20 protein-coding genes are annotated in these 20,603 nt (G+C 60.0%); 5 read left to right on the top strand and 15 right to left on the bottom strand.

All coding sequences use genetic code 11. The annotated features are described in order from the left end of the window. Nucleotide 1 precedes the first annotated feature (1 nt). From M728_RS05500 to M728_RS05465, 8 genes are all read right to left on the bottom strand, one after another. Nucleotides 2–808, bottom strand: coding sequence for a DUF2189 domain-containing protein (locus tag M728_RS05500; RefSeq protein WP_026619399.1), 807 nt, complete (start codon nucleotides 806–808; stop codon nucleotides 2–4). Nucleotides 809–835: 27 nt separating this feature from the next. Next, a complete protein-coding gene (locus tag M728_RS05495) occupies nucleotides 836–1,024 on the bottom strand; it encodes a hypothetical protein (RefSeq protein WP_026619398.1) in 189 nt (62 codons plus the stop codon). Then, nucleotides 1,024–1,905, bottom strand: a complete 882-nt coding sequence (gene ccoP, locus M728_RS05490; protein WP_026619397.1) for a cytochrome-c oxidase, cbb3-type subunit III — start codon at nucleotides 1,903–1,905, stop codon at nucleotides 1,024–1,026. Before ccoP ends, M728_RS05495 begins: the two co-directional genes overlap by 1 nt. Then, nucleotides 1,896–2,066 (bottom strand): CcoQ/FixQ family Cbb3-type cytochrome c oxidase assembly chaperone, encoded by a 171-nt coding sequence (locus M728_RS05485; protein ID WP_026619396.1) that lies wholly within the window; start codon nucleotides 2,064–2,066, stop codon nucleotides 1,896–1,898. Before M728_RS05485 ends, ccoP begins: the two co-directional genes overlap by 10 nt. Before the next feature lie 20 nt (nucleotides 2,067–2,086). Then, nucleotides 2,087–2,839 carry a cytochrome-c oxidase, cbb3-type subunit II gene (gene ccoO / locus M728_RS05480; protein WP_026619395.1) on the bottom strand — a complete coding sequence of 251 codons (753 nt, stop codon included), beginning with the start codon at nucleotides 2,837–2,839 and terminating at the stop codon, nucleotides 2,087–2,089. Nucleotides 2,840–2,843: 4 nt separating this feature from the next. After that, complete coding sequence (gene ccoN / locus M728_RS05475; RefSeq protein ID WP_026619394.1) at nucleotides 2,844–4,493, bottom strand: cytochrome-c oxidase, cbb3-type subunit I; 1,650 nt, start codon at nucleotides 4,491–4,493, stop codon at nucleotides 2,844–2,846. Between the two features lie 43 nt (nucleotides 4,494–4,536). Continuing rightward, nucleotides 4,537–5,130, bottom strand: coding sequence for a helix-turn-helix domain-containing protein (locus tag M728_RS05470; protein ID WP_245269665.1), 594 nt, complete (start codon nucleotides 5,128–5,130; stop codon nucleotides 4,537–4,539). 213 nt (nucleotides 5,131–5,343) lie between these two features. Continuing rightward, on the bottom strand, nucleotides 5,344–5,622 hold the full coding sequence (locus M728_RS05465) for a hypothetical protein (RefSeq protein ID WP_051440829.1): 279 nt from the start codon (nucleotides 5,620–5,622) through the stop codon (nucleotides 5,344–5,346). A 145-nt stretch (nucleotides 5,623–5,767) separates the two neighbouring features. Here M728_RS05465 and M728_RS05460 point away from each other — a divergent pair, with 145 nt between their 5' ends. After that, nucleotides 5,768–7,516: a hypothetical protein gene (locus tag M728_RS05460; RefSeq protein ID WP_026619391.1), complete on the top strand. Its 1,749-nt coding sequence runs from the start codon at nucleotides 5,768–5,770 to the stop codon at nucleotides 7,514–7,516. Nucleotides 7,517–7,571: 55 nt separating this feature from the next. Here the strand turns inward: M728_RS05460 and M728_RS05455 are convergent, their stop codons facing one another. After that, complete coding sequence (locus tag M728_RS05455; RefSeq protein ID WP_051440828.1) at nucleotides 7,572–8,711, bottom strand: AI-2E family transporter; 1,140 nt, start codon at nucleotides 8,709–8,711, stop codon at nucleotides 7,572–7,574. A gap of 458 nt (nucleotides 8,712–9,169) precedes the next feature. Between M728_RS05455 and M728_RS05450 the strand changes: the two genes are divergently transcribed. From M728_RS05450 to ppk2, 4 genes are all read left to right on the top strand, one after another. Beyond that, nucleotides 9,170–9,682 carry a hypothetical protein gene (locus M728_RS05450; protein ID WP_026619390.1) on the top strand — a complete coding sequence of 171 codons (513 nt, stop codon included), beginning with the start codon at nucleotides 9,170–9,172 and terminating at the stop codon, nucleotides 9,680–9,682. Nucleotides 9,683–9,685: 3 nt separating this feature from the next. Beyond that, a complete protein-coding gene (locus tag M728_RS05445; RefSeq protein WP_026619389.1) occupies nucleotides 9,686–10,915 on the top strand; it encodes an HlyD family secretion protein in 1,230 nt (409 codons plus the stop codon). Nucleotides 10,916–10,931: 16 nt separating this feature from the next. Beyond that, on the top strand, nucleotides 10,932–12,629 hold the full coding sequence (locus M728_RS05440; RefSeq protein WP_026619388.1) for a SulP family inorganic anion transporter: 1,698 nt from the start codon (nucleotides 10,932–10,934) through the stop codon (nucleotides 12,627–12,629). Between the two features lie 63 nt (nucleotides 12,630–12,692). Then, the gene (gene ppk2, locus M728_RS05435) at nucleotides 12,693–13,547 is read left to right on the top strand and encodes a polyphosphate kinase 2 (protein WP_026619387.1); all 855 of its coding nucleotides are present in this window, start codon (nucleotides 12,693–12,695) and stop codon (nucleotides 13,545–13,547) included. A 134-nt stretch (nucleotides 13,548–13,681) separates the two neighbouring features. Here ppk2 and M728_RS05430 read toward each other — a convergent pair whose 3' ends face one another. From M728_RS05430 to arcD, 6 genes are all read right to left on the bottom strand, one after another. Then, nucleotides 13,682–14,152: a hypothetical protein gene (locus M728_RS05430; protein ID WP_026619386.1), complete on the bottom strand. Its 471-nt coding sequence runs from the start codon at nucleotides 14,150–14,152 to the stop codon at nucleotides 13,682–13,684. 62 nt (nucleotides 14,153–14,214) lie between these two features. Further along, nucleotides 14,215–15,708 (bottom strand): Na+/H+ antiporter NhaC family protein, encoded by a 1,494-nt coding sequence (locus tag M728_RS05425; RefSeq protein ID WP_026619385.1) that lies wholly within the window; start codon nucleotides 15,706–15,708, stop codon nucleotides 14,215–14,217. 8 nt (nucleotides 15,709–15,716) lie between these two features. Next, nucleotides 15,717–16,673, bottom strand: coding sequence for a carbamate kinase (gene arcC / locus M728_RS05420; protein ID WP_026619384.1), 957 nt, complete (start codon nucleotides 16,671–16,673; stop codon nucleotides 15,717–15,719). 2 nt (nucleotides 16,674–16,675) lie between these two features. Further along, nucleotides 16,676–17,680, bottom strand: coding sequence for an ornithine carbamoyltransferase (locus M728_RS05415; RefSeq protein ID WP_026619383.1), 1,005 nt, complete (start codon nucleotides 17,678–17,680; stop codon nucleotides 16,676–16,678). Between the two features lie 38 nt (nucleotides 17,681–17,718). After that, nucleotides 17,719–18,948 carry an arginine deiminase gene (gene arcA, locus M728_RS05410; protein ID WP_026619382.1) on the bottom strand — a complete coding sequence of 410 codons (1,230 nt, stop codon included), beginning with the start codon at nucleotides 18,946–18,948 and terminating at the stop codon, nucleotides 17,719–17,721. A gap of 45 nt (nucleotides 18,949–18,993) precedes the next feature. Next, a complete protein-coding gene (gene arcD, locus M728_RS05405) occupies nucleotides 18,994–20,463 on the bottom strand; it encodes an arginine-ornithine antiporter (protein ID WP_051440827.1) in 1,470 nt (489 codons plus the stop codon). Nucleotides 20,464–20,603: the final 140 nt, after the last annotated feature.

Raw genomic sequence — 20,603 nt, 5'->3', positions numbered from 1 at the left:
ACTAGCGCACCGCCTTGTACGCATGCCAGGTCGCATGCCCGAGTAAGGGGAAGATCACGACCAGACCGATCAGAGCCGTGGCGACGCTGACCAGAAACAGTCCCAGTACGATCGCGCCCCACACGAGCATCGGACGGAGGTTGTTCCAGACGAGCGCGACGCTGACACCCATTGCCGTAAACGCATCGATGCGCTGGTCGAGCAGCATAGGGATGGAGAACACGCTTATCGCGAAGGAAAATCCGGCAAAAAGGGCGCCGACGAAAATGCCGACCGCGAGCATGGCCCATCCGGTGGGCGTTGTCAGCAGGAGTTGCGTGACATGGCCCAGGCCGGGAAACGGCCGCACGCCGAAAAACAAGGCATAGATGATCACCGCTGCGCGCATCCAGAGGAGCATGAGCATGCACAGAATCAGCCCGGTAAAGAACACCTGGGCACCGGCTAGGGGTCTGACGCGCAGCATGCTTCCAAGGCTGACCGGCTCGAGCCGTTCAAGGCGGGAGCTCTTCAGGTAAAGGCCCGCGGCAAGGAGCGGTGCGATGATCATGAAGCCCGCGATGGCCGGAAGCAGGAAATAGTCGCGTCCGGTAGCGAATAGGAGCCAGATGAACAAGAAGGAAACGACGAAGACGGCCACGCCGTAGCTCAGACTGAGCGCCGGATAAGTTACGAGGTCACGCCAGCCTTTCGCGAGCCACTCGAAGGGGGCCTGAATTGGCAGGTGACGTTGCCATTTCGGATTCCAGGTCTCCTCGATGCCTGAGACCTCGCCGACCCACCGCTGTAGCTTTCCAGTCCCGGACATATGTCTCTCCAAGGTTACACCATGACCTCAGCAGGATGATTTTGCGGCCTTGTACTGTCCCGGCACCGATCCCGTCTCCTTCAGGTGGGTCACGCATCCGGGATCGCTATCGATCGCGACGTAAAGCAGGTGGGCGTTTGCACCGAGAAAGATGGCCGCAGCGGCGAGGCCCCACCAGGCTAGGAGCGACCTGTTTCGTCTGGCGGCTCTCGTCATCACGGTTTTTCCACGCCCAGAGAGTTGACATAGAGCGTCAGAATCTTGATCTCGGCGGGCGTCAGCCTCTCGTCCCATGTCGGCATATGGCCCTGGCGTCCGCCATGGACGGATTCGATGATATTCTGCAGAGCCCCCCCATAGACCCAATAGGCGTCGGTCAGGTTCGGAGCGCCGAGCTCCCGATTGCCCCGCGCGTCTTCGCCGTGGCAGGCCGCGCAGGTCGTGAGAAACACTTCGCGGCCGGCCTCGATGCGGCCGATGTTGTCCGGCGTGGAGTATGCGGGGTTAGTGAGCGAGTATACATAGGCGGCGACATTCCGGACCTGGATGCGATCGAGCATCTCGTCGCGCCCAAACGAGGGCATCTGCCCGACACGACTTTCGGGGTGTCGAGTGTTGATGCCGACCCTCAGGGTCTGAGCGATATTTTCCGGCCCGCCGCCCCAGAGCCAGTCGTCATCGGTCAGATCCGGAAAGTTGCTCCGGCCCTTTCCATCCACCCCGTGGCAGACGGCGCAGTTATCGCCGAACAGTTGGTGCCCCGTGGAGCGGACCGTTGCCATCAACTGCTCGTCCGCCCTTATCTGGTCGTAGGAGAGCGCGTCGATCTTCTGCTCCCAGACGGCTCTCGCCGCCGCTGCCGCGGCGAGCTTTCCTTCGACGACATTCCGCTCGTCGATTCCGAGCAGCCCCTTCGTATAGGTCGTGCCGAGGGGCCATGTGGGAAGAAGGACCCACCAAAGGAGCGCGAAGACATGGGTCAACACCAGGAAAAGCAGCACCCCTCGGGGAACGGGCGTGTCGAGTTCCGTGATGCCGTTCCACTCATGCCCGGTGGTTTTTCGGCCGCTGATCGGATCGACTTCCTCTACGTCCATGGCTGGTCGTCCTCGTCGAGAATGTTCCTCTTTGCCCGATCGAAACGGTCCCGGTTTGCTGGCCAGAACGTGTAGACGAGCACGCAGATCGAGAACCCGATCAGGTAGAAGAGCCCCCAGGTCTTCGCTGTCTCCACCAATGTCTCGTGCGTCAGATCCATGATCGCGGTCCCGCTTCAGCTCAGTCGTTGGGGTTGGGGGGCTGTTCCGGAGCGGCCGTGTTCCCGTATGCCGCCTTTGTCAGCCGTCCAAGGACCTGCAGGTAGGCCACGAGCGCATCCATCTCCGTGACTCGCGTCGTGACTCCGTCGAAGGCGCTGACCTGCGTCTCCTCTCCATAGCGTTCCGTCACACCCGAGGCCTGTTCGCTGTCGGGCACCGCCTGCCCAAAGGCGTCACGAGCGGCATTCTCGATCATTTCGTCGGTATAGGGAACGCCGACGCTTCGCTGTGTCCGCAGATGGGAGCCGAGGTCGTCGAGGCGCAGCGGCGTACGTGCCAGCCAGGCATAGGCCGGCATGTTCGACTCCGGCACGACATCGCGCGGATTGGTCAGATGGGCGACATGCCAGAAATCGGAGTATTTGCCACCCATTCTCGCAAGGTCGGGTCCGGTCCGCTTCGAGCCCCACAGCATCGGGTGGTCATGCTTGGACTCGACCGCCAGCGAGAAAGGCCCATAACGCTCCACGTCGTCCCGCAGCGTGCGGATCATCTGGCTGTGGCACGCATAACAGCCCTCGCGTATGTAGATGTTGCGTCCGGCGAGCTCCAGCGGTGTGTAGAGACGCATGTCGTCGGCGTTCTCGACCGTCTCGTCGATGGTAAAGAGCGGAGCGATCTCCACGATGCCCCCGACACTGGCCGCGACGATGATCGCCAGCATGAAGCCGATCGCCGTTCGCTCGAGCTTGCGATGAAGGAGTTCGGGCATGTCGCTACTCCGCGGGTCTGGTTGCCGCGCCGTCCGGCACGAGGGGGATATCGTCATGTCGCTCCACAATCAACACGGGAATACCCCGGACAGTCATCCAGATGTTGTAGGTGGCAACAACAGCCCCGATAAGGAAAAGCAGGCCGCCAAAGGCGCGGGCGATGTAATAAGGGTACATCGCGAGGAGTGAATCCACGAATGAATAGGTAAGCGTCCCCTCTTCCGTGTAGGTCCTCCACATCAGGCCCTGGATGATGCCGGAGTTCCACATCGCGAAGACGTAGATGACGGTGCCGGCAACCGCGAGCCAGAAGTGGACTTCGACAAGCGCCGCGGAATACATCCTCTCGCGCTTCCAGATCGCCGGCACGAGTGTGTAGAGGGATCCATAGGTGATCAGCGCGACCCAGCCCAGGGCGCCCGCGTGTACATGGCCGACGGTCCAATCGGTATAGTGCGAGAGGGAATTCACGGGACGGACTGCCAGGAACGACCCCTCGAAGGTCGAAAGGCCGTAGAAGAAAGCCGCCATCATGATGAAGCGCAACGTCGCGTCGTCACGGACCTTGTGCCACGCGCCATTCAGTGTCAGCAGGGCGTTGCCGGCCGATGCCCAAGAGGGCACCAGCAGCATCACCGAGAACGTCATTCCCAGGTTCTGCACCCAGTGAGGCAGGGCTGTATAGTGAAGATGATGAGAGCCGGCCCACATATAGAAGAAGGTTATGCCCCAAAAGCTGAGGATCGACAGCCGGTAGGAAAAGATCGGGCGTTCTGCTCGCTTGGGCAAATAATAGTAGAGCATGGCAAGGAACCCCGCCGTCAGAAAGAAGGCGACGGCATTGTGCCCGTACCACCACTGCACCATGGAGTCCTGGACACCTGCCCAGATCGTGTAGCTCTTGGCGTGGCCGAGGGAGACCGGAATGGTCAGGTTGTTAATGATGTGCAGTATTGCTACGACCAGGATGAAGGCTAGGTAATACCAGTTGGCGACGTAGATATGGGGTTCCCTGCGGCGCGCCAGCGTCCGGATAAAGAGGACGAAATAGGTAACCCAGACGATGACCAGCCAGAGATCGGCATACCATTCGGCCTCGGCATACTCCTTGGACTGCGTCACGCCAATGAAATAGCCGGTCACCGCCAAAATGCAGAAGAGGTTATATCCGAACAGAACGAACCACGGGCTCAATTGGTCCGCCAGGCGAGCGCGCGAGGTCCTCTGAACCACATGGAAAGAGGTCGAGATCAGCGCGTTGCCGCCGAATCCGAAAATGACGCCGGTTGTGTGAGCCGGCCTGATCCGCCCGAAGCTTGCCCATGCAGTGTCGAAGTTCAGGCTCGGCCAAGCGAGCTGAGCCGCAGCCCAGACGCCGAAGAACATCCCGAAGATCGCCCAGAAAAGCGTGAACGCGACGCCGACCTTGATGGGGTCATCATAATAGCGGGAGAAGCGCGATGGGTCGGGCGCGGGACCGAAGGATGTCGACATGATCACAAACAGCAGCACCATACTGTAAAGCAGGACGAGCGCGCCGTGAACTCCAAGCGGATCTGCCCGACCGACCGCAGCCATCGCTATGCCGACAACCGCCAGGGCCACCAAGATGGCCGCCGCCAATTCCCGTTCCCTCGTTGTCAACTGTCCCATGAAAGCGACCCCCATCATGTAACAAGACCTTATTTGGCGGTCATTAAAGGCATAAGTTCTGAAGAGCGCGATACTGTACAATCTCGATACCTCGAGCGCCGCGCAGCTTGATAATTCCTTTGTTCTTCAGCTTTGTAAGCGAACGCGAAACCGTTTCGATCGTCAGACCCAGATAATCGGCAACGTCGACACGGGACATGTACAGTTCGAAGCTTTGCGAATGGCCCGCACGGTCCGACATCTCAAGAAGGAATGCTGCAACCCTTTCGATGGCGCTTTGGCGACCGATGACCAGTTGATGTTCTTGCGCGGACGAGAAGTTTTCCAGTACAGCCGGCAACAAACCTTGCCATAAGCATGGATCTTCTCTGAGGCTGACACTCTTTATTCCGGTGACACCTATCGCTTCCGCAGTTTCTCGGTGCCGGTCCCCAGTTTGCAAGCCGAACCAGTTCCCCCCAAAGTAGAAGGCAAGAATCTGCCGCCGCCCGCTCGCCAGCACGCGGTACACGCGGACGGCTCCGAATTCTACCCGGTAGGCCTGGCCGGCCCTTCCACCGGAAGAATAGATGCGTTGTCCGTCGACGAAGCTGCTGACCTGCCTCTTCTCGACTTCTCCCCGCGTAGGCGGCCCCATGGGGACGGCACTTATGCGCCTCCCTGACGAAGCCAATATTGACGTATGCATTTGTTCGACTCCCATGAGCGTGCCAGGTTGCCCCGACAATGACTCGATACAGCCGGATTTTCCTTGTTCTGCGAGCGCTGAACAGGAAACCAAGCCGTCCCGGCGTCTACGTTGACGTCCGGGTAATGCAACCAAATGCCTCCGAATTCGACGAGAACCTTCTTAAGTGAGACCCCTCGCCGTCCCGAGCGCCTGCTCAATTTCTGCCGCCAAGCTCTCTACCAAGCTCTTGAACTCCGCGCGGCGCTCCTCGCGAACATGGAACGGAAACTGGTCGGCGCGCGTGAGCGCGTTCTCAGCGGCTGCGAAGTCCTCGCACATCCCCCTGAAGCTCTCGTCGCGGATCGACAATTCCCTGATTTGCAATGAGCGTGCCGGAAATCGGCGCAATGCCGCTGCCAGGCCGTGATCTTCGTTATTCGCCCCCGATCGCGTGTTCATTTCGCTCCTCCCTCTCCGGGTTCGAAATGAAATACAACTTTAATTTATCTCTAATATATATATTGCCCTTTGGCCGGGTGCGGACGTAAGATACGGGAGCTTACGGTGCCGCGAAGCACAATCTTACGTTGTGTTGGGGGCGGACATGGTAATTGCAGGCCAGCAGGGTGCCCGGGTCGAACGGGTTGGTCTACCCACCGACGCAGAAATTCTTGCACAACTCGAACGAATTCGGTTGAGCGCCGAGTTCGATGCGCCGGATCGCGCCCGTAAATTCCTGGCCTATGTCATCGAGGAGACGATTGCCGGGCGAGCCGACCGTATAAAGGCGTATTCGATCGCTACCGAGGTGTTCGGTCGAGATCCCTCTTTCGACGCCCAAACCGATCCAGCCGTGCGGATCGAAGCGGGCCGAATCCGACGTTCACTCGAACGCTACTACCTTGTCGCGGGCTGCAACGACCCGGTCGTCATAAAGATACCGAAAGGCGCCTACGTGCCGACGTTCGAAAGGCACGTCCACGCGGAAGCCGGGCCCCCCACCGCGGCCTCCGCGAGTACCGGACCGAATTTGTCCGGTGAGCGCTCTCGGCAGCCATGGATCTGGGTCGGGATTGCAGCGCTTGCTCTTGTTCTGGGTGGACTGGCGGCAAACGCCCTGCTTCGCGGTACTGACACTCTAGAGAGCGGCGCACGCAGCGTCCGCCCAAACATTCCGAAGCTGGTTGTTACACCATTTGAGGATCTCTCCGGAACACCCCAATCGGCGATGATAACGCGAGGCCTCACTGACGAGGTCGTCGGCAAAATCTCCAGATTCAAGGAGGTCATCGTCGTCACCCGTGAGCAACCAGAGCGCTCACCGGAGCCGACGGGCGGCCCGGCCTATGCGCTTGAGGGTCGGGTTCGGCTTGATGGCGAAAGGCTTCGGGTCGGGATCCGACTCATTCAGCGGTCGGACGGGTCGGTGGTGTGGGCAAACAACTATGACGAAAGTCTAGAGACGCACAAGATCATCGAACTGCAAGAGAAAGCCGCGGCCGCGGTAGCGACCGCTGTCGCACAACCCTATGGCGTAGTTTTCCAGGCGGATGCCGCCCGGTTCACGCACTCCGTTCCTGACGATTGGCAAGCATATGCGTGTACCTTGGCCTATTACGGATATCGCAGCGAATTGAATCCGAAAATGCATGCGTCAGTTCAAGAATGCCTGCAGAAAGCGACCCGACAGTTCCCGAACTACGCTACGGCTTGGGCGCTACTGTCGATGACCTATATCGACGAGCTGCGGTTCCGATATCGCCTCGATCGCTCGTCACCGGTATCGCTGGAGCGGGCGATCGAGGCAGCGCTGCGCGCCGTCGAACTGGATCCTCAGGACGTGCGGGCCCTACAGGCGCAGATGCTCACGCTTTTCTTCCGGGGCGAAGTCCATGCTGCCTTGGCGGTGGGCGCGCGCGCATTTGCCATCAACCCTAACGATACTGAACTCGCCGGCGAGTACGGTTTCCGGCTTGCCCTGTCGGGTCAATGGCGCCCTGGTTGCGTGCTCATATCGCAAGCCATATCGCGGAACCCCGGCCCGGTAGGATATTTCGAAGCGGCCCTGGCAGTCTGCTCCTACATCGAAGCAGACTACGTGGCCGCCGAGCGCTGGGCTCGCTTGGCCGACCTTCGTGCCAATCCGATCTACCGCGTCATATTGCTTGCCATTCTTGGGAAGCTCGGCAAGACCGAAGAGGCCCGTGAGGAGCAGAAGTGGCTGGAAACGAACGTTCCGGGATTCCTCGACAACATCCGAAAGGAAGTCGCCTTGCGGATTCATCGTCCTGAGGACCAGCAGCACTTCATTGAAGGTTTACGCGAGGCCGGCGTATCGGTGCCCGAAAATTGAGTCTAAACAACTGCCAGCAAAGTTGGCGCGATCTAGGGATGCCCCCGGCAAATACTCAGGTGGGGCGCGATAGTCGTGAAGACTCAGACAGCGCCTTTCCCGACGCCTCATCCGGACGAACCCAGATCATCAGCAAGTCGTGGAACACACTGAGAATGATGGGGCCTAGAAACAGGCCAATCAGGCCGTAGGATAGGGTTCCGCCGAGCACCCCGAGTAAAATGATCAGCGTTGGCGTCGAAAGACCGCGGGCCACCAGGATCGGCTTCATGACATTGTCGATGATAAAAAGCGGCATCAGCAAGAGTGTGAGGAGAATTGCCGGGCCGAAGTCCATCTCCAGCCAGGCCCAGATCATCACCGGTAGCAGAACCAGCGCCGGCCCGATCTGAACGATGCAGAGAATGAGCACGACGAAGGCGATTGCACCGGGCGCAGGAACATTGAAGAGACTTAACACCAATGCGCAGAGAAACGCTTGCAGTAGCGCGACGCCAATGACGCCGCGGGCCACGTTGCGGATCGTTGCAGCGGCCAGCCGCACGAAGCCGATGCCTCTGTCCCCACCCATTCTGCTGGCGAAGCCTTCCGCAGTTTCTGCAAGACGTTCTCCGGACCCGAAAAGAAAGCCGGCAACAAGCACGGAAACCACAAAGCCGAGCAAGTCGACGCCTATGCTTGCGATTTTACCCAGAGCCCTGCTGCCGGCCTGCAGCAGTGACGGCTCGAACTGCCTCAGAACGGCCTCGAGATTGCTGGACGCCGTGCTCCAGACAGCAAAGATGCGTTCACCCATAAGCGGCCAGTTGCGAATGCCTTCGGGTGGTACTGGTAACAGCAACGAACCATCCTTCAACTTTTCAAGCAGCGCTTGCACTCCTTCGGCAAAGCTGACGGCAATGGCCGCGAGCGGACCGACGATGACGACCAGACACACGAGCGTGATCAGAAACGCTGCTAGGCGACGCCGCTGGCCAAACGTGATTGAAAGGGCGGAGTAGGCCGGATAGAGGGCAACTGCCAGAATCGAAGCCCAGATGAGAATGATCGCAAACGGAGCGATCAATGTCAGGGACCAGTAGGCGAACAGTCCGACGACCCCGATCCTGGCAATTTCCGTGATCTTCACCTCGACGGATGAACGATCGGCTGGATCGTCGCGGACCGGACTCGTTCGGGATGGACTATCATCCATTCTCGCGGCCCTCATCTCGAGACCAGAAGGAAGCAAGCCCATGAGGTGCCGGGACATCCGCGAGCTTGCCGCATACTGCCGCGCCCGCGTTGCAACGAACCTCAGCGGAAACGCTGAATCGGGGGGCGCTACTGCCTTCTCCCGTGCAATTCAGCCGATCCTATCCCACCTGCGGCTGAGTTGCAGTATCATACCGTAGCATACGTCACTCCAACGTTTCCCTTCTGGGTGCCTTTAGAGATAACATGGAAGCGAGAAGGCTTGCGGTGGGATCGTGAGCTCAAGCGCCGCGGGTGTTGATTTTGACTGTGATCAATGCCGGCCACGCATTTTTGGGTATCATTATTTTCGAAAAATCAAGGCGATGGGTTCCGCCTCTCTCCGCCTGCTTAGGGGTAAGCGTTTTCGCCGCAGCAATTGAGCTCTTATTTGCTCGCATACAAGGGGGAAGCGCAGCGATGGAACAATCCTTGCACCCGGCCGCGACCCATCATTTGCCGCCATTCATTACCGCACCGGGCGAGACGGACGTACTTTTCAACGTGATGGTCGTCTTCGTGCTGTTGCTGATCTTCCTGATCGGCATCCTGTACCTGCGGCTGCACGCGCTGCCCGAGCACATGGCGCATGGCGCCAGCAAGACGCAACTGCAGCTCGTCGCCGTCCTTTCGCTAATTGCGCTCTTCACCCACAATCATCTGTTCTGGATCATCGCCCTGCTGCTCGCCATGGTCGAGTTCCCGGACTTTTCCTCGCCGATCAGGTCGATGGCCCGGTCGCTGGCGAAGATGGCGGGTCGCGACGAGGCGGAAGACGCAGCCGAGATGAACGATGCGGTGCCAGCGGCAAAGCCGGCCCAACCCCACCCAGGCGAGCCCCAGTCAAGCAAATTACAACCGGACGCGCCACAATGGGTGCCGCTGGAACTCAAGCCGCCGCCAGGTGACGACAAGGTCGGGCGGAGGGGATGAACCATGCTGGAATTCATGATCTGCTCGTTGCTCACCATCTTTCCGGACTACCTCTTCCGCCGCTATGTCCAGGGCAAACGGATCGGCCGTGAGATCAATCTTTATTCGATGTGGTTCGAGCTGCGCTATGGCATCACCGCCTGCGTGATCCTCACCGTGTCGCTGATCACGATGATCTTCTACTACCATCCCTCGACCAGCAACGTCACCGCCGTGTTCCGCACGGTCACGATCTTGCCCGAGTCGACCGGCCGCGTGGCGGAGGTCTATGTCGACCTCAACGAGAAGGTTGCAGCCGGCGCCCCACTCTTCCGACTTGACGACAACGAGCAGCGCGCGGCGCTTGAAACCGCACGCCGGCGCGTCGCCGAAATCGATGCCGAGACGACGGTGGCGCAGAGCGAACTGGCGTCCGCCGACGGGCTGATCGCCCAGGCGGAGGGGGCCTATCTACAAGCATTGAATGAACTCGAGACGCAGGTCGAATTGAACCAGCGCAACCCCAACATTGTCGCCAGGCGGGAGATCGAGCGGCTGCAGGTCGCCGCCGATGGTCGCAAGGGCGCATTGGCGGCGGCGGTTTCGAACAAGCAGACGCTGGAGACGAAAATCGCCTCGCTCCTGCCGGCGCAGAAGGCGAGCGCCGAGGCGACGCTGGCCCAGGCCCAGGTGGAGCTCGACAAGACGATCGTTCGCGCCGGCACCGCCGGCACCGTACAGCAGTTCGCGCTCCGGCCCGGAGACATCGTGAATCCAATGATTCGCTCGGCCGGCATTCTGGTTCCCGAGCAACGCCGCATCGGACTGATCGCCGGCTTCGGCCAAATCGAGGCGCAGGTGATGAAGCCCGGCATGATCGCCGAGGCGACCTGCATCGGCAAGCCGTTCACCATCATCCCGATGGTGGTGACAGAGGTGCAGGACGTCATTGCCGCCGGCCAGGTCCGCCCGACCGATCAGCTCGTCGACGCCCAGCAACTGGCGCGTCCGGGAACGCTGACGGCTTACCTGGAGCCGCTTTACGAGGGCCAATTCACTGGCATTCCGCCTGGGAGCAGTTGCATCGCCAATGCCTATACCAACAACCATGACGAACTGCATGCAGCGGACATAAGCACGCCGCGCTGGTTCTTTCTGCATGCAGTCGATGCGGTTGCACTGGTGCACGCCATGATCCTCAGGCTGCAGGCGCTGCTCTTGCCGGTGCAGACGCTGGTCCTGACGGGACACTGATGCGGAGGCCGGCCGGATGCGTGTGTCACTCCCCCGCCCCGCCCTCCTCGCAGACCTCGATACCTATCAGGCGAGCTGGTTGCGCAGTGACATCTCGGCCGGCCTTGCCATCGCGGCCGTCGGGCTGCCGAGCGCCATCGCCTATCCGGCGATTGCCGGCCTTCCGCCGGAGACAGGACTATATGCCAGTATTACTCCGCTGGTGGCTTATGCGCTTTTCGGCCCTTCGCGACGGCTTATTGTTGGACCGGATGCGGCGACGATGACCGTCCTCGCCGCGGTCCTCGCCACGGTGTTCGCCACACCGGGCATGACATCGGACCGGGTGACGGCGGCTGCACTGCTGGCGCTCATCGTCGGGGTTCTGTGTCTCGTCGCCCGTGCCGTGCGCCTCGGAGTGCTCGCGACCTTTCTCTCGCGCCCGATTCTGACGGGCTTCTTCGCCGGCATTTCTCTGTCCATCCTGATCGGACAGATCAAGCGGTTCACGGGCGTTGACATCGAGTCCGAAGGCCTTTTCGCCCCCGTGCTTGAGCTTGTGCGGGAAGTCGGATCAATCCATTGGCCCTCCTTGGCGCTTGCCCTGGGATGCTTCGCGTTGCTGCAGGCGGCCCGCGCGCTGCAATCCCCGGTTCCGGGCCCTGTGATCGTCGTCGTCCTCTCGGTCTTGCTTTCATTTCTTTTCGATTTCGAAGGACATGGGATAGCGGTCGTCGGCAGCTTGCCAGAAGCCCTCCCGTCGCTGACATTGCCTCGAACGGGAAACCTTCCGCTCGACGCGTTGCTCATCGGTGGTGCCGCGATTTTTCTTGTCAGCTTTGGCTCGGGTGTGATCGCTGCTCGCAGCTTTGGGGCACTCGGCGGCTATCGCGTCGATCCGAACCGTGAGCTCACAGGCTTCGGCGCCGCAAACATCGCAGCGGGCCTCTTCGGAACATTTCCGGTTACGGCCTCTGATTCAAGAACCGCCGTAAACTTCGCGGTGGGTGGCCGCTCGCAGATCGCAAGCCTGGTGGCGGCGACGACCCTGATCGCGGTGTTGCTGTTTCTCGGGAGCGTCCTGCGCATCCTGCCGATTCCCGCGCTTGGTGCAATCCTGGCTGCGACGGCACTCAGTCTGATAGATCTGGCGGCTCTGAAGCAGATCTGGCGTGTGAGCCGCATGGAGTTCGTCTTCGCGCTGATCGCGATGTGGGGACCGATCGGACTCGGTGTCCTCAATGGGGTGGTGATCGCGATCGCCGCGACACTGGCCTACGTCCTTCGACAGAGCATGTACCCGCACGACGCGCTGCTCGGGCGCATTCCCGGCCGGGATGGATTCTACAAGCTGCATCGTGAACCTGAGGCCCGCGCCGTGCCGGGTTTCGGCGCCTGCATGATCCAGGGCAGCCTCCTGTTCTTCAATACAGACTATGTTCAGACGCGCCTGATAGCTATCGCGGACGAGCTGCCGGCGCATACCCGCTGGCTGGTCATAGACGCAAGCGCGGTCCCGCAGATCGACAGCACCGCGACCGCTATGCTCGAGGAGGTGTACGAGGAGCTGACGAAGCGCGGCATCGCGCTCGGACTGGCGGAACTACACACCGACGCACGCGCCATGCTCGGTCGCGCCGGCCTCATCGACAAGATCGGCCCCGCCATGATCTTCGACGGCATGGAGGACGCACTCCTCGCCTTTGAAGCCAGACGCGGAGGCGCCGCCGCTTAGCAGACGTCCGGCTGCAGATATATCGTCCCCGTCGAGACGGCAACCAGAGGAGTGGAGGGAAGGATGGGCAAGCACAAGGACAACAAAGAAAAGAACCGCTGGAACGCAGAGAACGGCAAGTCCGCCGAGACGCAAGAATCAGCGACGCGATCGGGTGGTGACTACGCCAAGGAGCTCGCCCGATTGCAGGAGGAGGTCGCCCATCTGCAGGCCTGGGTGAAGAAGACCGGTGCCCGCATCGTCATCATCTTCGAGGGACGTGACGCGGCCGGCAAAGGCGGTGTGATCAAGCGGATTACCGAGCGCGTCAGCCCGCGCGTCTTCCGCGTCGTCGCTCTGCCGGCGCCGACCGACCGGGAAAAGACGCAGATCTACATGCAACGCTATATTCAACAGCTCCCCGCGGCCGGCGAAGTCGTGATCTTTGACCGTTCCTGGTACAACCGGCCCGGCGTGGAGCGCGTCATGGGCTTCTGCTCGGAGGAAAAGGCCAAGCGCTTCCTCGAACTCGCTCCGCGTTTCGAGGCGGCGATGATCGAGAGCGGCATCTTGCTGCTTAAATATTTCCTCGATGTCAGCGAGGAGGAGCAGGAACGCCGCTTCCGCCAGCGCATCGACGACCCGCTGCGACAGTGGAAGCTGAGCCCCATGGATGTCGAATCCTATCGCCGCTGGTGGGACTATACGCGCGCCTACGATGAAATGATCCGTATGACCGACACCGACTATGCCCCCTGGTGGATCGTCCCCTCCAATGACAAGAAGCGGGCGCGCATCAACTGCATCTCGCATATCCTTTCCTCGATACCCTATGACCGCGTGAAGTTCGAGGAACCAGAGCTCGGGAAGCGCCAGAAGCGGCCCGATGACTTTGTCCAGGACACCCGGATTCGGCGGACAGTTCCGAACGTATTCTGAGTGCAAGCCACGCGAGGTGCCTTCTCACTTCAAGTGCGACCGCATCGGCGTGCAGCGAGCGTGCCGTGTGGCAGCGAAGAAGCGGCTCCGATGCCGGAACCGCATCTTGAAGAGCGAGCGCAAGGGACGGCGGCTCAGACCTTTTCTGGAGCCCAGTTCAAAAACAGGCCAACGTCACCAGGCATCCCTCCAGGAAAGCTGATGATCATGGCCTTCAACTTGTAGCCCTGAGGCTTGCCGTAAGTCTGATAGCGCTCGAAGAACTCCTTCGCTTTGCCCTGCAGCGTTGACGGCCAATCCCGATCGCCGCTGTTGATCGCCCGGCCACTGTCGGTGCAAAGCTCGGACGGGAAGCTGTACACCATTGCCTCGAACTTGCCGGCCTTGACGGCATTCGCCACGAGACGGCGCACCATGGCGATCTCTTCTTCCGACACGTGCTTCTTCAAGAAATCGGAAGCGAAATCGGCGTGTTTCTGCTCCTCGATCGACTTGAGCTTCCGTTCCCTTTCCATTTCCTCCATTTCGCGCTCAAGCACCTGTTTGCGAAGGTCGTCTGCGCTCGGAGGTGCTGCACTTGCATCAACGTTCTTATGTTCCGACATTGCTTGCTCCACTTCAGGTCAAGAGGACGAAAGACTACCTCCATGCGGAGGAAGTAAAATGATCAAACACGAGCCGGGCTTGCACTCCTCGCCTCCGATATGTTGGTCCGCACGATGCGCCAGCCAAGGAAAGCAAACGCGATGGCGAGTAAGGGATTCAACACATTGAAGAAACAGAAACCGGCATAAGCGGCAGTCGGAATCCCGAGGGTTGCCGCCATGTACGCCCCGCAACTATTCCAGGGCACGAGCGGCGACGTCACAGTCGCGGAGTCTCCCACCGCCCGCGAGAGCACGACTGGCGCGATCCCACGCGCGGCGAATGAGGGTCCGAACAGCCTGCCTGGCAGAGCGACGGAGATATACTGATCGGATGTCACGACATTCGAAACCACCGATGTGCCGACAACCGTGGCGATCAGCCCGGCAGCCGACTTGGTCCGCACGACCAAAGGCTCGATCAGTCGCTTCAACAGCCCCGCATGTTCGACCACGGCTCCAAACGCCAGGGCTGTGATGATGAGCCAGATCGTGTTCATCATGCTGGACATGCCGCCACGGGTGAGGATGAGATCAATTGATTTCTCCCCGGTGGAAGAGACGTAGCCATTGGCGAGTGCTGCCCAGGCGCCTTTCAACAGTGCGAGACCCAGAGGCAGGCCCGGAGCGGCGGCAAATGCGACGACGCTCTCGGGATCCCTCAGAACTGCGACGCAGGCACCCGCAAGCGCGCCAGCAAAGATGGCCACGAAGGGGGGCAGGCGGAAAATTGAAAACAGAAGTACCAGCAGTAGAGGAAGAAAGGACCAGAGCGACACAGTAGCCTTACTATCGATCCTTGCAAGCGTCTGGGTGGCGTCGAAGCCGGTGGGTTTCCCAAGGAAACCAAAAATGAGGACGGACATCAAAAGTGCCGGTATCGACGTCCATAACGACTCGCGGATGTGGCTGTAGATATCGGATCCGGCCGTTGCGGTGGCCAGATTGACGGTATCTGAAAGCGGCGAGGCCTTGTCCCCGAAATACGCGCCCGATATGACGGCCCCCGCCGTGATGGCGGGTGACAGCTCCATGCTGCTCGCAACGCCCATCAGGCCGATACCAATCGTGCCCGCAACGGTCCACGAACTGCCGATGCTGAAGGCGACCGCCGCGCATACGAGCGCCGTCGTCGCATAGAAATAGCTCGGATTGAGCAGCTTGAGCCCGTAATAGATCATCGCAACGATCGTGCCGCTCATCGCCCAGGTGCCGATGAGCGCCCCGACGGCGAGAAGGATGAGTATCGCCGGCAGACCGGCCGCGATACCGTCGACGACGGCTTGGCGAATACCTGTCCACGGCAGCTTGTTCTTGTATGCAACACATGCCGCAATGATACCGCAGAATAGCAAGGCGATTTGGTTGGGACCGGAAGATGCATCGTTGCCGAACAGAACGAAGGACAGGGTGAGGAGGATCGCCAGCGCAATGCAGGGTATGAGCGCGTCGACCATCGACGGCGGAGTTCGACCACCTTCCGAGCCAATAGAGTCGTCGCGGCCGATCTCGTTCATTCTAGCTCCTAACGGGGCACCCGGTCCGGCTTATGCCACGTCATGTCGGGGAAACTCGAGTTGATGATGGTGCCCCGCTCGGCGTTGAGGATTGCGGCAATGTCCTGCAATGCCCCTATGGCGGCGGTCTGCCCGGTCTGCCTGGCGAAGTGGCAAGCTGCCTCGACTTTCGGCCCCATCGAGCCCGCCGGAAACGAATAGGTTCCAAGCTTCTCGGGATTGCTCTTGAAGATCGCCTTCTGCTCGGCCGTTCCCCAATCCGTGAACACGGCTTCCGCGTCAGTTGCCATGATGAGCAGGTCTGCCGAAAGCTCTCGTGCAAGCAGCGCCGAACAAAGATCCTTGTCGATAACCGCCTCGACGCCCACAAGCGTCCGCTCCTTGTCCGGCTCGTACATGGTTGGAATGCCGCCACCGCCGGCGCAGATAACTATGGTGCCCTTTTCGAGAAGCCAGCGGATTGGTCTGATCTCGAAAATCCGTTTGGGAAGAGGAGACGGGACCACGCGGCGCCATTTGTTGCCATCCTGTTTGAAAAACCACCCTTTATCCTGATGGATCTTCGCCGCCTCGTCCGCCTCGTATACAGGACCGACGAACTTGGTGGGATGCCGAAACGCCGGATCGCTGCCGTCCACCTCCACCATCGTCAGCAGTGTTGCGAACGGCACCTCGAACGGAAGAAGGTTCCCAAGCTCCTGTTCGAGCATGTAGCCGATCATGCCCTCGGTCTCCGCACCGAGAACGTCGAGCGGATAGGCTTCGTCCGGTTTGTAAGCAGCGCCCTGAAGTGCAAGCAGCCCCACCTGCGGCCCATTGCCATGCGTGATCACGATCTGGTGTTCGGCGGCGATCGGCGCGATCGCCTCGGCTGCGATCCTGATGTTCTGGCGCTGCATATCTGCGGTCATCGGCTCACCACGCTTGAGGAGAGCATTCCCGCCCAATGCGATCACAACGCGCATGTTCAGTCCCCCAGTGTTGCGACAAGCAGTGCCTTGATCGTGTGTAAGCGATTTTCCGCCTGCTCGAAGGCGACGTTCGCCTCGGACTCGAAGACGTCGTTGGTCACTTCGAGGCCGTCCGCCATTCCATAGTCGTTGGCGATCTGCTTTCCGAGAACTGTCTCGGTGTCGTGGAATGCAGGCAGGCAGTGCATGAACTTGACCTGCGCATTTCCACTCGCCTTCATCAAATCCGCATTGACCTGATAGGGTGTGAGCAACTGGATTCGCTCTTTCCAGACGTCCTTCGGTTCGCCCATCGAAACCCAGACGTCGGTATGAATGAAGTCGACGCCCTGCACAGCCGCCTGGGGATCGTCGGTGATCATCAGGCGCGCTCCGGATTGCTCTTTGAGTTTCTCGGCGATGCTCCGATATTCATCCGAAGGCCAGAGCGACTTCGGGCCGCATATCCGCACATCCATTCCCAACAGGCAGCCGACGATCAACAATGAATGCCCCATGTTCGACCGCGTATCGCCGACATAGGCATACTTGATTGTAGCGATGGGCTTGTCGGCGTGTTCACGCATCGTCATCACGTCGGCGATCATCTGTGTGGGATGATATTCGTCGGTGAGGCCGTTATAGACCGGCACGCCGGCATATTTCGCCAGCGTTTCGACGCCATGTTGGGAGGCGCCGCGATACTCAATGGCGTCGTACATGCGACCGAGCACCCGAGCCGTATCCTTGAAAGATTCCTTATGCCCAATCTGCGAACCAGCGGGATCCAGGTACGTGACGTTGGCGCCCTGATCGGAGCAGGCGACTTCGAAGGCACAACGGGTACGCGTGGATGTCTTCTCGAAAATGAGGCAGATTTCCTTGCCTTCCAGATGCTTCTGTTCCGTGCGCGCATATTTGGCCCGCTTCAGATCGCGCGCGAGATCAAGGAGATATCGAAACTCGCGAGGTGTGTAATCCTGCACCGTAAGAAGCGAGCGATTGCGGAGGTTGAAACTCATGATGCTGCTCCATTTGCCAAAGTGAGGATGGGAATTCTTCAATAGGCTGGCTCTCGCCAGATCGGGCAAGTCATGCAATGACCGCCGCCCCGCCCCCGACCCAGTTCGGCGCCGCGGATCGTGATGACCTCGATGCCCGCCTTTCTGAGGAGCGTGTTCGTGTGCGTGTTGCGGTCGTAGGCGACGACCACGCCGGGTTCGAGCGCGACGACATTGTTGCCATCGTCCCATTGTTCGCGTTCCGCCTCGTAGGCATTTCCACCCGTCGCCACGGTGCGGAGTTTCTGTATGCCCAGAGCCTCGGCGACGACTTCGAGCATCGGACGCTCTTCGGCTCGCACCTCGAAATTGCCTTCGTCATCGGCGGGATGCAGGCTGTAGCAGCGGATCTGGTCGACGACATCGGCGAAAAGCGTCACGACGTCTCGGTCGCAGAAGCTGAAGACCGTATCGAGATGCATCGCAGCCCGGCTCTTTGGCATCAGGCAGCCGATGACCCGGGTAGCTGCCTTGTTCCTGAACAAAGCCTGCGCCACTTGCCCGACGGCCTGGTAGGTGGTCCGCTCCCCCATGCCGACGAGCACCGTCCCATTACCGATCGGCATGACGTCACCGCCCTCCATCGTGGCGTTGGCGAACTGCTCGTCCGAGTCGCCCCACCAGATGTTGAAATCGCCGCCCTTGAAGATCGGATGAAACTTGTAGACCGCCCGCTGCACCAGGGTTTCGGCGCGCCGGGCCGGCCAGAACATCGGATTGCACGTCACGCCGTTATAGATCCAGCAGGAGGGATCACGTTGGAAAAGCGTGTTGGGAATGGGCGGGATGACGAATTCGAGCCCCCCGAAGGCGCCCACCATCAGCGTCTTGCCCCTGCCTTCGGGAAGGTCGGCAATGGCAATGCCGCCAATGAGGTAGGCAGCAAGTTGCTTCGAATCCATTTCATCGAGCCAGGGCCGCATGGCTTCGGCAATCTGGGCCCCCAGGACATTCGGCGTGATGCGCCGATCAAGAACGAATGTTCGAGCCTCGTCATCCGCGAGAGTCTCTGCCAGGAGATCATGGAGCTCGAGGACCTCGACCCCCCTCTCCTGCATTTTCAGAACAAAATCGTAGTGGTCCTTCTGAGCTTCGTGAACCCAGATGACATCATCGAACAGCAGGTCGTGACAATTCGCCGGAGTGAGCCGTTGGTGCGCCAGTGATGGCCTACAAACCATGACTATTCTGAGCTTACCGACTTCCGAATGAACACCAAAGTTGCGCATGTGTCTCCTCCTTCGACCGGAGCCCCTGCAACTTGACCGCCACGCTCAGAGCGGGCTTATTTTTCCGATCCACAGCAAATAAGCGGCGACGACAGCGAGCACGACGACCAGGCCCGCAAGCCATGATTCAAATCCGGCAAACACCTGTTCTCCTCGTTCTCTCCTGGCCTTCGCGTAGACGAGGAGACCGGGGGCGAACAGGATCGAGCACATCAAGAGGTAGCTGAGCCCGGCAGCGTAGACCAACCAGACGCCGTAAATCGTCGCCAGTGCTCCTACGACTATATCCCGGTTTCGACCGGACACACCCTGATAGGTCTCTCCGCTCAACGCCAGCTTGAGTGCATAGGCTCCAGAGAAAACATACGGAGGCAGGATGGCGACCGAGGCGATGAAATAGAAGAACTGGTACGCGCTTTTGGAAAAGAAGCTTAGCACCAGGAAAACCTGAATCAGGATATTGGTCGCCCAAAGCGAGTTTGCGGGCGAGCCGTTTTCATTGGCGGCGGCAAACCATCTCGGGAACGTTCCATCGCGGCCGCAGGTGTATGGAATTTCCGAGCAAAGCAATGTCCAGGAAAGGAATGCGCCGCCTACCGAGACGATCAGCCCTGCGTTGATCAAGGCGGCTCCCCATTGACCGACGAGCGGCTGCAGCACGCCAGCCATGGACGGCACTTTGAGGCCGGCCAGTTCCGGCTGGCTCAGGATTCCGGTCGAAAGCAACGAGACGAGGACATAGATTCCGAGCGCTCCGAGAAAACCGATCACCGTCGCTCGGCCGACATCCGAGCGCCGAGCCGCACGCGCAGAGTAAACGCTCGCCCCTTCGATGCCGATGAAGACCCACAGGGTGACCAACATGGTGCTTTTCACCTGCGACATGACGCTACCGAGGTCAGGCGCATCGAGCGCTCCTCCGCGGCCCCAGAAGTTGAGCGTGAACCTGTCCCAGTTGAATGCGACGACAGCGATCAAGACGAAAAGGAAGAGCGGCGCGAGCTTGGCGATGGTCGTGACGATGTTGACGAAGGCAGCCTGCTTCACGCCCTTCAGCACCAGCCAATGAATGGCCCAAAGGCAGAACGAAGCGCCGACTATCGAGACAAGATTGTTTCCATCGCCGAACACCGGGGCGAAGAAAGAGAGCCCGGAAAAGATGGCGACCGCATAGGCGACATTTCCAAGAAACGCGCTCAGCCAGTAGCCCCACGCGCTGATGAAGCCCATAAAGGGCCCAAAACCGGCCTTGGCGTAAGCATAGGGGCCGGCGTCGAGGTCCGGTTTGCGGATGGCCAGCGTCTGGTAGACAAAGGCCAGCATCAGCATGCCGAAGCCAGTAATGACCCACCCAATTATTATCGCACCGGGAGACGCGCTTCGAGACATGTCCGAAGGCAAGTTGAAAACGCCGCCGCCGATCATCGAGCCCACGACAAGAGCCGTGAGCGGCAGGAGGGTGAGCTTGTCGGAGTGTACCTCGGTTTTGAAGGTGCCCTCGTGCGCGATCGTCATGTCGCCCTCCAAATCGTATGCAGTGATTGCATTGACGCGTTTCAGCTCATCGGGCGAAGCAGAGCGTCCCACGGTGGGGCGCAGCCAAATCACACCGCAGCTTAAAGATGGACGGCGGGGGCGTCATTGATTTGAGACAA

Origin of the sequence: Ensifer sp. WSM1721 (assembly GCF_000513895.2) — a bacterium.
In the GTDB taxonomy this organism is placed as follows: domain Bacteria; phylum Pseudomonadota; class Alphaproteobacteria; order Rhizobiales; family Rhizobiaceae; genus Sinorhizobium.
Note: the sequence above shows the minus strand (reverse complement) of the source record. Positions and strands in the feature narration are given on the sequence as shown.

What these genes read in the sequence shown, in the direction of transcription:
- M728_RS05500 (WP_026619399.1), bottom strand. Translation starts at nt 808, where the DNA reads ATGTCCGGGACTGGAAAGCTACAGCGGTGGGTCGGCGAGGTCTCAGGC.
- M728_RS05495 (WP_026619398.1), bottom strand. Translation starts at nt 1,024, where the DNA reads ATGACGAGAGCCGCCAGACGAAACAGGTCGCTCCTAGCCTGGTGGGGC.
- ccoP (WP_026619397.1), bottom strand. Translation starts at nt 1,905, where the DNA reads ATGGACGTAGAGGAAGTCGATCCGATCAGCGGCCGAAAAACCACCGGG.
- M728_RS05485 (WP_026619396.1), bottom strand. Translation starts at nt 2,066, where the DNA reads ATGGATCTGACGCACGAGACATTGGTGGAGACAGCGAAGACCTGGGGG.
- ccoO (WP_026619395.1), bottom strand. Translation starts at nt 2,839, where the DNA reads ATGCCCGAACTCCTTCATCGCAAGCTCGAGCGAACGGCGATCGGCTTC.
- ccoN (WP_026619394.1), bottom strand. Translation starts at nt 4,493, where the DNA reads ATGGGACAGTTGACAACGAGGGAACGGGAATTGGCGGCGGCCATCTTG.
- M728_RS05470 (WP_245269665.1), bottom strand. Translation starts at nt 5,130, where the DNA reads ATGGGGCCGCCTACGCGGGGAGAAGTCGAGAAGAGGCAGGTCAGCAGC.
- M728_RS05465 (WP_051440829.1), bottom strand. Translation starts at nt 5,622, where the DNA reads ATGAACACGCGATCGGGGGCGAATAACGAAGATCACGGCCTGGCAGCG.
- M728_RS05460 (WP_026619391.1), top strand. Translation starts at nt 5,768, where the DNA reads ATGGTAATTGCAGGCCAGCAGGGTGCCCGGGTCGAACGGGTTGGTCTA.
- M728_RS05455 (WP_051440828.1), bottom strand. Translation starts at nt 8,711, where the DNA reads ATGGATGATAGTCCATCCCGAACGAGTCCGGTCCGCGACGATCCAGCC.
- M728_RS05450 (WP_026619390.1), top strand. Translation starts at nt 9,170, where the DNA reads ATGGAACAATCCTTGCACCCGGCCGCGACCCATCATTTGCCGCCATTC.
- M728_RS05445 (WP_026619389.1), top strand. Translation starts at nt 9,686, where the DNA reads ATGCTGGAATTCATGATCTGCTCGTTGCTCACCATCTTTCCGGACTAC.
- M728_RS05440 (WP_026619388.1), top strand. Translation starts at nt 10,932, where the DNA reads ATGCGTGTGTCACTCCCCCGCCCCGCCCTCCTCGCAGACCTCGATACC.
- ppk2 (WP_026619387.1), top strand. Translation starts at nt 12,693, where the DNA reads ATGGGCAAGCACAAGGACAACAAAGAAAAGAACCGCTGGAACGCAGAG.
- M728_RS05430 (WP_026619386.1), bottom strand. Translation starts at nt 14,152, where the DNA reads ATGTCGGAACATAAGAACGTTGATGCAAGTGCAGCACCTCCGAGCGCA.
- M728_RS05425 (WP_026619385.1), bottom strand. Translation starts at nt 15,708, where the DNA reads ATGAACGAGATCGGCCGCGACGACTCTATTGGCTCGGAAGGTGGTCGA.
- arcC (WP_026619384.1), bottom strand. Translation starts at nt 16,673, where the DNA reads ATGCGCGTTGTGATCGCATTGGGCGGGAATGCTCTCCTCAAGCGTGGT.
- M728_RS05415 (WP_026619383.1), bottom strand. Translation starts at nt 17,680, where the DNA reads ATGAGTTTCAACCTCCGCAATCGCTCGCTTCTTACGGTGCAGGATTAC.
- arcA (WP_026619382.1), bottom strand. Translation starts at nt 18,948, where the DNA reads ATGCGCAACTTTGGTGTTCATTCGGAAGTCGGTAAGCTCAGAATAGTC.
- arcD (WP_051440827.1), bottom strand. Translation starts at nt 20,463, where the DNA reads ATGACGATCGCGCACGAGGGCACCTTCAAAACCGAGGTACACTCCGAC.